At 73.8% G+C, this 14,781-nt stretch carries 7 protein-coding genes; all 7 read left to right on the top strand.

Features of this window, described 5'->3' with window-relative positions; all coding sequences use genetic code 11:
* The first annotated feature begins 201 nt into the window (after nt 1–201).
* Entirely contained in the window at nt 202–1,659 is a 1,458-nt protein-coding gene (locus tag WMF12_RS44460) for a hypothetical protein (RefSeq protein ID WP_437854753.1), read from the top strand.
* Entirely contained in the window at nt 1,656–3,866 is a 2,211-nt protein-coding gene (locus WMF12_RS44455) for a hypothetical protein (protein ID WP_437854752.1), read from the top strand. Before WMF12_RS44460 ends, WMF12_RS44455 begins: the two co-directional genes overlap by 4 nt.
* A complete protein-coding gene (locus WMF12_RS44450; RefSeq protein ID WP_437854751.1) occupies nt 3,863–4,921 on the top strand; it encodes a hypothetical protein in 1,059 nt (352 codons plus the stop codon). The genes WMF12_RS44455 and WMF12_RS44450 overlap by 4 nt, the downstream gene beginning before the upstream one ends.
* A 309-nt stretch (nt 4,922–5,230) precedes the next feature.
* Nucleotides 5,231–6,352 carry a hypothetical protein gene (locus WMF12_RS44445; RefSeq protein WP_437873955.1) on the top strand — a complete coding sequence of 374 codons (1,122 nt, stop codon included), beginning with the start codon at nt 5,231–5,233 and terminating at the stop codon, nt 6,350–6,352.
* A 30-nt stretch (nt 6,353–6,382) separates the two neighbouring features.
* Nucleotides 6,383–7,456, top strand: a complete 1,074-nt coding sequence (locus tag WMF12_RS44440) for a hypothetical protein (RefSeq protein WP_437854750.1) — start codon at nt 6,383–6,385, stop codon at nt 7,454–7,456.
* Between the two features lie 200 nt (nt 7,457–7,656).
* Nucleotides 7,657–9,459 carry an ATP-binding protein gene (locus tag WMF12_RS44435; protein WP_437854749.1) on the top strand — a complete coding sequence of 601 codons (1,803 nt, stop codon included), beginning with the start codon at nt 7,657–7,659 and terminating at the stop codon, nt 9,457–9,459.
* Nucleotides 9,456–14,774, top strand: a complete 5,319-nt coding sequence (locus WMF12_RS44430) for a hypothetical protein (protein WP_437854748.1) — start codon at nt 9,456–9,458, stop codon at nt 14,772–14,774. The genes WMF12_RS44435 and WMF12_RS44430 overlap by 4 nt, the downstream gene beginning before the upstream one ends.
* Nucleotides 14,775–14,781 lie beyond the last annotated feature (7 nt).

Raw genomic sequence — 14,781 nt, 5'->3', positions numbered from 1 at the left:
GCAGCGCCCGCTCTCATCAGCGCCGGCGTGTGCGGGGAAGGCCCGAACAGCGGTACATGCGTCAAGGACGGAAGAAATGGCGCACGGAGCGCGATCCAGGGCCGAGCAATGTCCTACCGGTCTGGTGTGGACGCTTGCACCTGGAGGACGTGCGAGCGAGCGTGCGCGGGCGAGAAAAATCTCGGGGTGGAGGCAATGCGCATGAGAAGGAGAACGGGGCGACAGAAGGCGATCCTCGTGGCGGCCGTAGCCGCACTTGCGTATGGGGCAGCGTCGTCTGGGTGCCTGTGGGATCGCGAGGAGCCCCTGAGCGGGAGGATCTGCGCGATACCGAATACCGGCGTCGTCGAGCACTGCGTCGACGCGAGCGAGGGCCCGGCCAGCGCGTGGAGCAAGGCCGAGGCGGACGGCGAGCTGCCGATATTCATGTGGGCGCGGTGGTCGGGTCGAGTGACGCCCGAGGAGCTCATCGCGAACGAGGCGGAGCTCGGGGCCTGGTTCGACACCATCGATCGGGTCGTGTCCTATGTGCGCGACGAGAAGAAGCACGCCGAGTCGCTCCGGGCGACGCTCCATGGCGAGCTCAGTAAGCTGCTCCGGCTGATCAGGGATAGCCAGGAGGAGGCCCTCCAGGCAGAGCCGATCCATGCAGCCGACAACTTCAACGAGGCGATGACCGGCAAGGCGAGCGCCGAGAGGGAGCCGCTCATCGCCGCGATCGCGGCGGACAAGCAGGCGATGGCTGCCGTGCAGGCCATCCTCGATCGAGCCAGGGACGAGGGCGCGCCGCTGCAATCCAGGTACGCGGGTGCGGCGGCGCGCTTCGCCGCCTACCGCGCGACCGAGGCGGCGGAGACGGCGGCGTATGCGGCGTTCTCGGCGCAGGCGTCGCGATCGGCGATCGACGAGCTCGACGGCGTGGAGCAGGCGGTGCTCGCGGCGGCGCGCGAGGCGAGCCGCGCGCCGAGCGAGCTCGCCGCGGAGGTGATGACGCTGTCGGCGGAGCTCCAGGCGCTCGCGGTCTCGTTCGACGAGGCGATCGCGCCGCATAAGGAAGTCCTTGCGACGCACGGCGCGGTGGTGCCGGACATGACGTCGGGGGCGCTGCGCTCGCTGAGCGCGATGCTGGGCTACGCGCAGCGGCGGGTCGCCCGGAGCGACGCGACGGCGACGGCGCTGCTCGGGGGCATCGCGCTGCGCCGGCAGGCGCTCGTCGCGCTGGAGGCGGACGAGGACGCGCGCGAGGCGATGGGGCGGGCGCGGAGCCTCAAGGCGTCGGAGGTGTTCGGCGAGGGAGCGCGCGCGCGGGTCGCGGCGCTCTCGGCGGCGCCGCCTGTGAGCGAGCGGCTCGGGCTGCCGCTGTTGGCCGAGCGGTGCGGGGAGCTCTTGGCGCTGGTGCAGATGCGGCCGCTCTGCGAGGCGGCGTCGTCCTCGTGGCGAGAGGCGGGGTGCGCGGCGCTCCGAGGGCAGCTCGACGCCGCGGAGGCCGAGCTCAGGACGGGCTTGCCGCAGAAGATCGCAGCAGGCCTCGCGGCGCTGCGGGAGCAGGGGATGGCCGCGGCGGAGCTCGACGCAGCGCAGGCGAGGCTCGACGCGGGCGACGTGAAGGGCGCCGCGATCGCGTATGACGCCGCCGTGCGCGGCGCGGAGGGGACATGAGAGGCTCGAAGGACGTTGCGCTGCGCGGCCGGAGCGCTGCCGTGTTCCACAAGCTGGTCGCGGTGGTCACGGTGCTGGCGGTGCTGGCGCCGTCGTTCGCTTGGGCCACCACGCCATACACTGTGCTGTGGATGAGCCGCCAGGACGCCACCTCGTGCGCGGCCCCCGAGCTGGAGACGGAGGGCGCCGCCATCTTCGAGGTGAACCAGACGCCGCTGCCCACCTATGGGATCCCGGGCGCGGTGGAGATTTACGGCGACGGTTCCGCGAGCAACACGCTTGAGGCGGAGTTCGACTCGGTGCTGCTGCGCATGGGCGCGAACGACTTCCACTTCGGGGTTCACGTGAACGGCGGCGACTGGTGTACCCACGCGCACGACGTGGTGCACCTCGTCTCGGAGCCGCTCGGGCTGAACAAACCGCTCTTCGACATCCGCCGCGACGGGACCGGCTTCGAGGGCGACACCGACGTCGACCTGAGCCTCGCGGAGATCAACCCCGCGCTCGCGCGCGACATCGCGGAGCTGGAGGTCGCGCTCGGCAAGCTGATGGGGGCGATCCTCCGGAACGCCGCCAGGGTCGCGGACCTGAGGGCACGGATGGACCTGCTGCGGCAGCTCGATCTGGAGCTGCACGACCTGGTGAACCGGCCGCTGGACGAGATCTCGCGGACCGACCTCGACGCGATCCTCGACCGGTACGAGGACGTGGTCGACCCGGCGACGCGGGCGGCGATGGAGCAGCTCGTCGACGACCTGAAGAAGAGCGTCAGCGACCTGGAGGACGAGCTCGGGCGCCTCATCGACGAGTTCGGCGCGCAGGCCGACGAGGTGGCGGACCTCGCGACGCAGGACGCGCGCGCCGAGGGGTGGAATCCGGATGATCCGTGGGCGTACGCGCTCGGGGAGAGCGAGGTGCCGTGGGTCGAGGTGCCGGACATCGCCGAGGTAGAGGGAGCGTTCGAGGAGGGGAGAGACCCGTACGCGGCGTATGCGGACGGCGTGATCGCGGCGCTGGAGGCCGACGTGAGCGGCGACGTGGTGGTCGCGCGGGCGGACTTCGTGGCGAACGTGCGGGCGTGGCGGGCCAACAGCGCGGCGCTGGAGATCGCGCTGCGCGACCGGATGGGGGTGTCGCTCGCGGAGACAAACGCGTTCCTGAAGGCGCAGAACCGGATCACGGCGGTCGTGCGGCGGTTCATGGATGCGTCGGACTGGTTCGTGGACTCGCCGGTGCCGGCGGACCTGCGGGCGCAGGTCGACACGGTGCTGAAGCCGCGGTTCGACGCGCTCGCGGACCAGATGAAGGATAGCCTGAACCAGTGGACGGGGGACGGGCTCGACCTGGAGCAGACGCAGCTCTACCAGACGATCAGCGCGTTCGCGGGGGCGATGTCGACGGTCGCCGAGGGGTTCGGGGCGTACGCGGAGGTGATGCAGACGCTCGTCCACGCGACGACCCGCATCGGGGTCGGGTTCGTGCCGGTGGTGGGGCCGGCGCTCGACCTGTGCGAGGCGGTCACCGGGAAGGCGTGGTGCTTGCCGTCGGGGGAGGAGCTCAGCGACGAGGAGCGGATCTTCTCGGGGGTGGGGTTCGGGCTCGGGGCAGTCGGGCCGATGTGGCGGGTGATCAAGACCGCCAGCGGGCTGCGGCCGTCCGCGATCCGGGTGGCTGGGGAGATCGCCGAGATCGAGGAGGCGTTCGCCAAGATCGTGAAAACGAACCGCGTCAGGGGGTACAAGAACCTCCGCGGGGCGGTCACCAAGCAGAAAAAAATAGACATCTTCGAGAAGAAAGCGGCCAAGTTCCTGGTGGACGACGGCAGGTCGCTCGTCGGGGTCGGCGACGACGGGGTGCGCAGGGTGCTCGACATTCCGAGGGAGTCACGGACGGGTACCATCGAGGGGAAGGCGCCCGACTTCCTGTCGGTGTCCAGCGGGCACAAGCTCATCCTGAGCGAGGCGAAGGGCGGCGGAACGATCGACGCCTTCGACGTGCGCGATCAGCTCTTGAATGCGATGAGGGCGCTGAAGGACAAGTGGGGGCTCGCTGGCGACGTGCAGCGGGTCGAGCTCATCATGGAGCAGGGGGCGAAGTTCAAACCGAAGAAGTTCACCGTCAAGGACGGCTACCTGTTCGATTCGGATGCTGGTGAGACCGTTACCCTCGAGGGCTTCAACAAACCCATCATGGTGATCCGACTATGAGCTATTCAGGACCTCAATTCTTCGCCTGGTGCGACGAGTCCGAACGGGTCGATGCGTTCGCGGCAGCATTGTCTGCGTTGATGATTCCGGGGGATCTCGTCAGCCTGGGTATGAGTGCGACCATAACGTGCAGAACACGCTCCGTCGAAGACGTCCTTGCCACGGTCCGCGCCAACTTCGGAGGACGGAATAGCGCTCACCTATCATCCGGCGTGATGCTGCGCGAATCAGAGCGCGTCATGGTGTTCAGCCTGGCTTGCTATCCCGAAGACAGCGAAGATGACCATCCGTACGGCCCTCTCGAGGTCAAGGCGGGCGAACGCAAGAAGGATTTTTACCCCGACGAGCTCGCCGTGGGCAGAGGCCCCCGCTCCGTGGAGGCCGAGGCCGCAGCGGCTTACCACGTGGTCCAGGGCGACATCGAGGACCTCCTGCTTCGCCTCTGCGCGTCGGATGCGAGCGGGCGCGTGCCGACCGGCGCCTGCACGGACAAGGAGGACTGGATCGCCCCGGTCGAGATGTGCGCGACCTACAACGCGAACGCCGCGGAGCTCGCGCGCGACCTCGCCCTGTCGTGGGTGAGCCTGCACGACAAGGAGAGCGTCTCGCGCATCGCGGGTACGTCGCTGGAGGCGCTCCGCGCGCGTGTCGACGCCGCGCCGCGCGGCGCGCGCGTGCCCATGAAAGGCACGAGCGAACTCACGGGCTCGCTCTCGCGCGAGACCGTGCTCAACGCGCTCGCGACGCCGCCGGCCACGCTGCTCGAAGCGCTCGAGGCCGCGGCGGTGCCCGACGAGGCGTGGCGCGCGGCCGAGCCGAAGGCGCGCGAGCTCCTCGAGCTACGCCACCAGCTCGAGGACGAAGCCGCGGGGGAGGTCCCCCCCGCCTTCTGGGTGGACGTCACGACGCGCGAGCACACCCGCTTCCTCGAAGAGCACGCCCCCTTCCACGTCCGGCGGCTCCCGAGCGGCGGCGTGCTGCTGGCCACGCACCCGTACCGTACGCTCTGGCCGCTCTGGACCGATGCGATCTTCGTGCTCGGCCTGATGTCATGACGTCAAGCCAAGCAACACGCTCGGAAGGCCGTGACGCCATGGGCCAGGATCAAACCCGGGGAACGGCGGCTGGGGCAGGCCGGCAAGAGGGCCGCGATGGTGGCCGACCTGCTTCCGTGACGAAGGGAAACCAATGGTCCGTCAGCAATGTGTAAATGATGCAGCCATTCCGCTCAGGTCGGAGGGCATCGCGTCGTGAGTCGCGCAAGCAGCTATCGTACGCTGAGGGAGGAGCCCCTTCGCCTGTATGCGGCGTGCGCCGAGGAACACCGGGTCGACGCGTTTGCGGCTGCTCTGTCCGCCCTCGTCATGCCGGGGTGGTTCGTCAGGCTCTCGATCCATCCGCTCGCCGGTCCCGATAGGTCTTACGCCGTACTTCCCGTCGAGAAAGCCGTGGCAGTGGCTCGCTCGGCCTTCGGCACGGATGTGCGCATCGGAGCGAGCTTCTGGACCATGACGAGCTTCGGCCACGGCATCCCGCTCACCGTCGGCTGCGCCGACGACAAGCACGAGCGCCGGTCCCCGGACGGTCCTCTGAGCGCATCGAGCGGCGATCATCTCGATCTGCTCCCACGCCGCATCGACGTGGCTGTCGGCGCCCGCTCCGTCGAGGTCGAAGCCGCGGTGATGTCGGTGCATGTTCAGCAGGACATCAACGATTTCTTGGTCCGTGTCTGCTCGAGCGAACACGTGACGACCGGCGGGTGCTCGGACCTCAGTGCCTGGGGTCCACCGATCGAGCTCGCCGCAACCTACCACGCGGACTCCTTCGTCGCGCGCGATCTCGCCCTCTCATGGGTGCACGTCCACGAGGGCTACAAGGTGGCGCGCGCCGCAGGCAACTCGCTCGATGCGCTTCGAGCGCGTGTCGAGGCCGCGCCGCACGGGACGCGGATCGCGGTCGCGGGCACCGTCGCGCGCGCGCGCAAGCACGCCGAGCTGGAGGATTCCGCAGAGAGGGAGAGGATGGGGCTGCTCGTGCGCGATGAAGCCGATCCGCGCGCGCGCTGGAGGAAGACCATCGAGCTCACAGAGAGGGAGGACGCGCTGCGCGCGCGCGGCGAGGTTCTGCCGGTCGGCACGCGCGTCGCGCTCGCAGGCGACGCCGAGCTGACGCGCGAGCAAGTCCTTGCAGCGCTCTCCATGCGGCCGGCCACGCTGCTTGAAGCACTCGAAGCCTCCGCTGTGCCGGACGACGCGTGGCGCGCGATCGAGCCGATCGCGCTCGAGACCATTCAGGCAGCGAAGGAGGGGGCGCCCACCGAGGACGTGATCGTGAATACGGGCGCACACACTCGATTCATCGAGCATCACGCCCCCTTCCACGTGCGCCGCCTGCCGAAGGGCGGCGTGGTGCTGACCACGCACCCGTACCGCACGCTCTGGCCGCTCTGGGCCGACGCGCTCTTCGCGCTCGGCCTGATGTCCTGACGCAGGCTACACCACGAGGATGATCGAGCAATGAGAGAAGGGCCGTTTTTCTTTGCCTGGTGTGACGAGGCACAGCGGGTCGATGCGTTCGGCGCGGCGCTGTCCGCCCTCATCAAGGAGCCCCAGTACAGTATCCGCGCGATCATGGATCGCGACACGGAGTGCAACACGACCTCCGTGGACGAGGTGGTCAGCATGCTCCGCGCCCACTTCGGGCGCACCGACGCCGAAGCCTACTTCGTCGCGTCGCTGAGCTACGAACACTTCGTCCATTGCATCCTTCGCGGCTATACCGACAGGAGCGAACGTCTCAAGCCGATGGGCCCCATCCACATGCACGCCCGCGAGATCGAGGACTTTTGCCCCATGCACATGGACCTCGCACTGGGGAGGGGCCCGCGATCCGTGCAGGCCGAGGCCGTGCTCGCGTGGCACATGGCGCTGGAAGACATCGACGACGTCCTGCTCCGCCTCTGCGCGCCGGACGCGAGCGGACGCGTCCCGACCGGCGGCTGCACGACGGCGCGGACCTGGCTCGCCCCGGTGGCCATGTGCGCCACGTACAACGCAGACGCCCGCGACGTCGCGCGCGATCTCGCCCTGTCGTGGCTGTGCCTCCATGACAAGGAGAGGGTGTCGCGCATCGCGGGCCTGCCGCTGGAAGCGCTCCGCGCGCGGGTGGTGGAAGCCGCGCCGCCTGGGGCGTGCGTCGCGCTGAGACATAGCAGCGGGCACTCGAGCTCGCTCTCCCGTGAAACCGTTCTCAAGGCGCTGGCGACGCCGCCCTCCGCCCTGCTCGAGGCGCTCGAAGCAGCGGCGGAGAAGCCCGATGGCGCGTGGCGCGCCGCAGAGCCGCGCGCGCGCGAGATCTACGAGAGGACGCTCCCGTTCAGGGGGCGTGACGGACAGGGCACGGAGACAGGCAACGGCTCGCCGCTCTCGCAGGTCGACATCACCCTCGACCACTTCGAGTTCCTGGTCGATCACGCCCGGTTCCACGTCCGCCGCCTGCCGAGCGGCGGCGTGGTGCTGGCGACCCACCCCTACCGCACGCTCTGGCCGCTCTGGTCCGATGCGCTCTTCAGGCTCGGGCTGATGTCCTGACGCAGGTCGTGCATCCGCTCACAAGGCTTCACGCTAGACCAAGAGAGGACTCGACCCGAGCGCCGCGCGGCAGAGGCCCCCCAACAACCTTCCCGCCCTCCCGCCCAGGACTTCGGATCTCTCGCGGCGACTCCACCCCTCCAGCCCCGCAGGCACCCTTCCAACCGCGGCTCTCCCCGTGTGATAGCCTCGCAGGACGCATGGCCCCCTACCGCTCCTCTCGCGAGGACCGCGCCGCGCCCCCGCCGCCGCCCCCGGGCCCGGTCGCCGACATGGTGCAGCAGTTCGCCGACCCCTACGCCTTCCTGCGGGAGCTCGTGCAGAACGGCATGGACGCCGGCGCGCGGAAGATCGCCGTGCGCGTCGAGACGCTGCCCGGCGCGTGCGCGACCTCGGTCACCGACGACGGGTGCGGCATGAGCCGCGAGGACATCGAGGGCCCGCTGCTCACCCTCTTCCGCTCGTCGAAGGAAGGCGACGCGACGAAGATCGGGAAATACGGCGTCGGCTTCGTCTCCGTGTTCGCCCTCCAGCCAGAGCAGGTCGACGTCGAGACGTGGCGCGACGGAAAGGCATGGCTCCTCCGGCTGCACAGCGACACGAGCTACGAGCTCGAGGACGCCGGCCCGCGCCAGGGCAGCGGCACGCGCGTGACCCTGATCCAGCGGCTCGACCGGGAGGAGTTCGTGGAGCACGCGCGCCGCGCGCACGCCGCGCTCCGCCGCTGGTGCCGCCACGCCGACCGCGAGATCACCCTGAGCATCGCAGACCACGAGGGGGGCTCCCGGACGGGCGCCCTGCGCATCGACGCCCCGCTCGCCGTCGCAGCGCCCGTCTCCGTGACCGCCGTCGAGGAAGAGACCACCGTCGTGGTCGGCCCCTCCGCCGGCGCTCAGCACCTCGCACAGCCCACGAGCGGGGACCCCGCCGTCGAGAACGGCCAGAGCTTCGCCGGCTTCTACAACCGCGGGCTCACCCTGTTCGAGACCGCGGACGAGCTCTTCAGCGGGCTCTCGGGCGTGCGGTTCAAGGTGATGAGCCCCCACCTCCAGCACACGCTGAGCCGCGACAACGTGCGCCGCGACGACGCCTTCTGGGAGGCGATCGCGCGCGTGCGCGAGCTCGTCAAAGGTCCGCTCCGGCGCGAGCTCGCCGCCCGCCTCCCGCAGGCCGCGGCCGCGGCAGCCGCCGGCGAGGCCGAGGGCGCCGCCGCCTACGCGGCGATGCTGGAGGCGGCGCTGTCGCCGCCGACCGCGCTCGATCCGGACGAGATCCCGTTCCCGCTCGCGAGCCCCGTCGCAGGCGACCGGAGCCGCGCGGGGCTCCGGGCGCTCGCGCCGGGGCGCGAGCCGCTGCTCGTGGCCAGGCGATCCGACGCGCTGACCGCGGCCATGGCCCGCAGCGGGCTGCCCGTCGTGCTGTGCAACCACCCCGCGACCAGGGCGCTGCTGAAGCGGTGCTTCCCGGCGGCGCGCGTCGAGAAGGCGCACGCCGCCTACCTGCTCGTGCGCGAGGAGCGCGAGGAGCCGAAACGCGCCCGCGCCGCCGACGCCGCGCTCCTCCAGGTGATCGCCGACGCGCTCGCGCGCGCCCGGCACGGGGTCGCCCGGGTGAGCCTCTGCCAGGTCGAGGGCGCCCTCCGCCAGCGCAGCGGGTTCCTCCTGCCCGGGAGCGGGGAGCGCGCCGGGCCCGAGCAGAGCTGCCACGCGGCGCGCGAGGTCGTGCGCCGCGCGGCGCGCTTCCCGCCCGGACACGCCCTCTACCTCAACATCGAGAGCGACTCCGTGGCCCTCGCGCGCAGGCGCGCCGCCATCGACGCGGTGACCGCCGGCAACCTGCTCGCCCGCGCGCTGCTCGTCGAGGCCAAGGGGCCGCTCGATCCCGAGGACAGCGACCGGCTCCTCGACCTCTCGGCGAGCCCGCCGCCGCGCGCGGGGGCGGCGCGCGGCGAGAGGGCGCCCGCAGGCGGCGCGCGCCCCGCGCCGAGGGGGTCGCCGCGGTGAGCCGGGTCGTCGCCCGCGGCGCGATCCGCGTCGATGCCCGCCGCGCCGTCCAGAAGCTCAGGGAGCACCTGCTCGTCGACCTGGACCTCTACCTGCTCGAGCTCGTCCGCGCCGCCGCGGCCGGGGGCGCGACGCAGATCGATCTCCGCTACGACGCCGACGACGTCGTCGTGACCTTCGACGGAGAGCCGCCCGACGGGCCCGCCCTGGCGCGCCTCCTCGACCACGTGCTCAACGCCGCGCCCGACGCCGCGTCCCGGAGGCTCCGCCTGCTCGCGCTCGGCGTGAACGCGGCGCTCGGGCTGCGCCCGGCGCGCGTCGACCTGCTCACGACGGGGCCGTCCAGCGAGGCCAGCGGCGCGAGCTGCACGCGCGTGCGCTTCACGCCCGCCCTGATCGAGGCGCCCGCCGAGGCCCCCGCGCCGGCCGCCGGCCCCGCCTGCGACGAGGTCCCGAGGCCGCCCGGAATGCCCGCGGCCGGCCTGCGCATCGAGGTGCGGCGGAGGCTCGGCTGGTCGGTGCTCCGCCGGGCGATCACGGGCGATAGCCCGCCCGAGCTGGCGCACCTCGCCGCGGCCACCGGCGATTTCCCGATCCCGATCGCGCTCGCCGGCGAGCCGCTGCGCCGCGCTCTCCCGAGCAGCGACCTCGCGGTGCTCGTGCGCGTGCCGTTCCACGTGCGCGGCGCGCGCCGAGCCGCGCTGGAGATCGTCGCGCCCCCCGAGCCCGAAGGAGGTCCGGCCAGCTCGGCGCCCCGCTCGCGCCCCCTCGCCGCGCCCATCTCCGCTCCCCTGCCCTCGGGCCTCCCCGCCGTCGACTACCTCGAGCGCGGCGTGCGGCTCGTCCGCGAGCGCTGGAGCTTCGATCCGCGGTTCCCCTCGGCGCCCTACCAGGGCGTCGAGCTCCCGGTCCGCGTCGTCGTCGACGCGGACGCGCTGGCCACCAACGCGTCGCGCTCGGCGGTGCGCGAGGACGCGCCCCTCCGCGCGCGGCTCCGCGAGGCGGCGGCCGGCGCGCTGCTCGACGCCATCAAGGCCCTCGCCGCGCTCGTCTGCGGCGAGGGCGCGGTCCCCGACGGCGCGCTCGTCGTCGACGAGGACCGCGGCCGGCTCGCGGACGCGCTCGCGGCCTTCGCCTGCGTCGCGACCGGGGCGGCGCGGACGGGCGCCGAGCTGCCCTCCGAGGCGCAGGCCGTGCGCGAGCTCCCGCTGCTCCGCGACGGGCGCGGGCGGCCGACGTCGCTCGCGGCGCTCGACGCGCACGATGCGCCGCGGCTCTTCCTCTTCCGCGGCGACGCGAGGCTCCCGAAGGCGCTCGCCCCCTGGGCCGGCGACGTGGTCTGGAGCCCGGGGGGTCTCGTCGAGCGCGCGCTCGCCGGGCTCCCGCTCGCCGACGCCGAGGCCATGATCGAGCAAGCGAAGCTCGGCGCCGAGCGCCGCAGGGCGTTCCTCCTGCACGCGACCGGCGATCCCGTCGTGCCGCCCTCCCCGGAGCACGCGTTCCGCGACGCCTTCCAGGTGGACGAAGGGCCGCTCGCCGGCCTCCGCGGCGAGCTCGCGGTCTTCGCCGACGCCCGCGAGCCCCCGCGCGGCGCGGAGGTCCGGGTGTTCGTGGAGGGGCGGCACCTCGAGACCGTGGAGCTCGATCCCGCCGCCGTCCCCTTGCCCGTCGAGATCGCGCTCGCGTGGAAGGGGCGCGTGCAGCCGCGGTTCGCGTACGACGGGGTCGAGCGCGACGCGCGCTTCTGGCGCGCCGTCCGCCACGCGCTGAAGGTCGCGCTCGCCGCGGCCGACCGCGAGGCGAAGCGGCTCTTCGGCCCGGGGGACGCTCGGCCAGGCGCAGGCTCGACGACATCCGCGCCTGCGCCCGAGAGCGAGCTTGCGCGCGTGAGGCCCGCGCTGCGCGCCGCGATCGGCGCGGTGTTCTGCGCGCCTCCGCGCCTCGGCCCCGGGGACGGCGGCCCCGGGCGCGGAGGCGGCGCGGCGCCGGCCCCGGACGACGGCCTCGCGCCCTCAAGCTTCGAAGGCCTCCTGGACGCGCGGATCTGGCCCACGCTCACAGCGGGGTTGTTCGTCAGCCTGAACGGCCTCTCCGTGCTCTCCCGGACGACGCGCGGCCTCTGCACGGCGCCGCCCGAGGCGCGGGGGCGCGCGCCCGACCGGAGGCCGGTGCTCGCCGTCTCGCAGCGCGAGCTCGACTGGCTCGCCGCCGCGCTCCCGGAGCGCGAGCTCGTCCCCTACGCCCCAGGGCTCTTCACCGAGGACGAGCTCGCGGCGCGAGGGCCGGCGCGGCGGCGCGCGCTCGCGGCGTCCCTGGAGAGGCTCGGGGCGATCCCCGCCGGCGCGCCGGTCCTCGAGGTCAGCGGCCCCGGCTTCCTCGCGCTCGCCACGCCGAGCGACGCGATGGTGGAGGTGTGGCACCACGCGTCGCGGCCCCTCGCCACCCTGGAGGCCGCGCCGCTGTTCAGCCCCGCCGCCATCGCGATCGACGACGACGCGGCGGCGCCGAACAGCGCCTGGGACGGCCTCCTGTCGCCGCGCAACAACGCCGCCGTCCACGCGATCGAGTGCGCGCTCTGCGAGGCGCTCGTGGCCGCGCTGGAGGGCGACGCCGCGGCGCGCGCGCGGCTCGGTCTGCGGGGCGATCCGCGCGGCAGGCCCGACGCCCGCGTGAGCGCCTACCTCCTCGACAGCGTGCAGGCGCTCCAGGCGCGCGCGCGGGCGCTCAGAAGCGCGCCCCTCAAGGCGGCCCCGAGCGAGCTCGCCGCCCGCATCCGGCGCCTGCCGCTGCTCGGGATGCTCGACGCGCGCGGCCAGGAGGTCGCGTGCTCGCTCGAGACCCTCGACGAGACGCACCCGGCGCCCGCGCCGATCCCGGTGCTCGACGCGGCGCCCGGCTTCGAGACGCTCTCCTGGCACCCCCTCGTCGCCCGCAACCCGCGAGAGCGCGCGGCCCTGATGCGGTGGGCCGGCGGGCGCGCCCTCCTGGCGCAGAGCGGCGTGCCGGCGCGGCGGCAGCGCGCCGCCGCCGAGCAGGAGCGCCGCGCGTCCGCCGGCAAGGCGCTGCAGGAGCATGGCCCGCGCGGAGCCGCTGGCCCGCCGCGCGCGCCGCTCGCGCTGCCGGGCGCGCCCTCGCACCCGCTGCTGCGGGTGAGCGCCGCCGCGCTCGGCGTGCCGGGGCTCGAAGGCGAGATCGAGATCGTCGAGGGCCCGGTGTCGGACGCCCGCTTCGTCGGCCCCGACGGCGCGGAGCGGCGCGTGGAGGTGGAGCTGCCGATCCCGCTCCGCCTGCTCGTGCGCGCCGGCGCGGCGGACCCGTCGAGGGACGCCTCGCGCGCGATCCTGACGCGCCTCGCGAAGGCCGCTGGCCGCCACCTGATCGCGCTGGCGCCGCGCTTCGACGAGCTGCCGCCGTTCGCGCGGGGCCACGCGCGCCGCGCCGTCCTGAAGACGCTGGCCCAGGGCAAGCGCGTCGTCGCGGAGGCGGCGCGCGCGCAGCTCTTCCACGACATCGAGGGGACCCTCTTCTCGCTCGACGACCTCCGGCGCGACCCGCGCGCCGAGTGGCTGTGCACCTCGACGCCGCCGCCCTACCCGAAGCAGCGCTACGAGCGGCCGGTCCTCGCGCTGAGCAGGCCCGAGCGGCTGCAGCTCGCGACCGCCGTGATCGTCAACGATATCACCGACGCGGTCGCGCGCGATCGCGCGGCCGAGGAGCGCCTCACGGCGCCGCCGCTCGCCGCCGTCGGCCTCGACGCGGCCGCGCGCGCGGCGTGCTTCGTGATCCTGCCCTTCGAGCGGCCGGCCGGCGCGCAGGAGGGCGCGCCGCCCGCGCACGGCGAGATCGGCCTGCTCGCCCCGGAGCACACCGGGGCGGCGGGCATCGCGGTGCACGTGGGGCGCCGCCCGCTCTGCGCGCTCGACGCCGGCGACGGGTGGCCCCTGTGCGCGGCCGTCAACGACGACGCGCTCGAGCCGAACCGCGCCTTCGACGGGCTCAAGGCCCGCGGGGACGCGTCGAGGCTCCGGCAGGCGGTGCGCGACGCCGCCGCGCGGTGGCTGCGCGCCCGGCTCGCGCCGCCCGGCGACGCGCTCGCGACGCGGTGGATCGACGTCGCCATCACCTGGCCCCGGCCGCTGTTCGTGACCGGCGCGCTGTGGATGCCCGCGCGGTGGCCGCGCGCGCCCGAGGTGCTCGTCGCCGCGCCCTCCGCGGCGATCCTCGGCGAGGGCCGCGGGGGCGGCGAGGAGCGCGACGGCGGCGGCTTCACCCCCGTCGCGCTGCGCTGCGGGACGGGCGTGGGCCCCGGGACGACCGGCGTGGCCCCGCTCGCGCCGGTCGAGGGGAGGCTCCTCGTGTGGCCGCTGCGCGAGGCGCGCTGGGACGCCATCGCGGAGCTCGCCATGGAGGCCGCGGCCTCCATGGCGGCCGAGCTCTCGGATCAGGCGGCCGCAGCGCCGTACCTGTGGAACTTGCACCTGCTCGGCCGCCTCTCCGGCGGCAAGCTCGCGGCGCGGACCGCCTCCGGGGAGAGCGTCGGCCCGGCGGCGGTCCGCGCCGAGCTCGCGGCGAGCGGCTGCCTGTGGATCTCCGATCGCCGGGGGAGCGCGGACGGCGATTTCCCGGACGGCTCGCCGCCGTTCGTGCTGCTCGACGACGGCTCGCCGCTTGTCGAGGTGCTGCGCCACCGCGCCGCCCCCGGCGCGCTGCGCGAGCTCGGCGCCCTCGCGGCGACGCCCGCCCCGGCCGTGGCGCTCGCGGCGGAGATCGAGCCCGCCTCCGGGACGGGTTTTCCCCCCGCGAGCGCGGGCCCTCCCGCCGCGGGCGCCCGCGGCGCGGAGGCGCCCGCGGCCGCGGGCGGCGCGGAGGCGCCCGCGGCGGAGGCGCCGCCCGACTCGAGCGGCGCGCGGGCCTGGGCGATCGCGCTGTGGCGCAGCGTGCTCGGCCTGCTCGGCGGCGAGGCGGCGCCGGTGCCCGGCGCCACGCCCGAGGGGGAGGAGGCGGCGGCCGGGAGCCCGCTCGCGGCCGCGCTCCACGAGGCCATCGTCCGGATGAACCTCGAGGGATCCCCGGTGTGCGCCGTCGTCGAGGGCCGCTCAGGGCGGCCGATCCGTTACGACGCGAGCCGGAGCCACATCGTCGTCAACACCGAGCACGAAGCGCTCGCGTGGCTGCGCGCGCGCGGGGCGCCCGACCCGGCGGCCGTCGCGCTGCTGGCGGCGGCCGCCGTCGGCGAGGTGAACCGGGCGCTCCAGTCGGTCACCGACGCGGAGGAGCGCCGGGCGCTCGATCATCTGCTGCGCTCGATCGGGTAGCGCGCGC

Origin of the sequence: Sorangium sp. So ce363, from assembly GCF_051520435.1 — a bacterium.
Lineage (GTDB): Bacteria > Myxococcota_A > Polyangia > Polyangiales > Polyangiaceae > Sorangium > Sorangium cellulosum_B.
This window is presented reverse-complemented; position numbering and strand designations above follow the sequence as displayed.

Coding starts and splice junctions, on each gene's coding strand:
- WMF12_RS44455 (WP_437854752.1), top strand. CDS start 1,656: ATGAGAGGCTCGAAGGACGTTGCGCTGCGCGGCCGGAGCGCTGCCGTG.
- WMF12_RS44435 (WP_437854749.1), top strand. CDS start 7,657: ATGGCCCCCTACCGCTCCTCTCGCGAGGACCGCGCCGCGCCCCCGCCG.
- WMF12_RS44460 (WP_437854753.1), top strand. CDS start 202: ATGAGAAGGAGAACGGGGCGACAGAAGGCGATCCTCGTGGCGGCCGTA.
- WMF12_RS44450 (WP_437854751.1), top strand. CDS start 3,863: ATGAGCTATTCAGGACCTCAATTCTTCGCCTGGTGCGACGAGTCCGAA.
- WMF12_RS44445 (WP_437873955.1), top strand. CDS start 5,231: ATGCCGGGGTGGTTCGTCAGGCTCTCGATCCATCCGCTCGCCGGTCCC.
- WMF12_RS44440 (WP_437854750.1), top strand. CDS start 6,383: ATGAGAGAAGGGCCGTTTTTCTTTGCCTGGTGTGACGAGGCACAGCGG.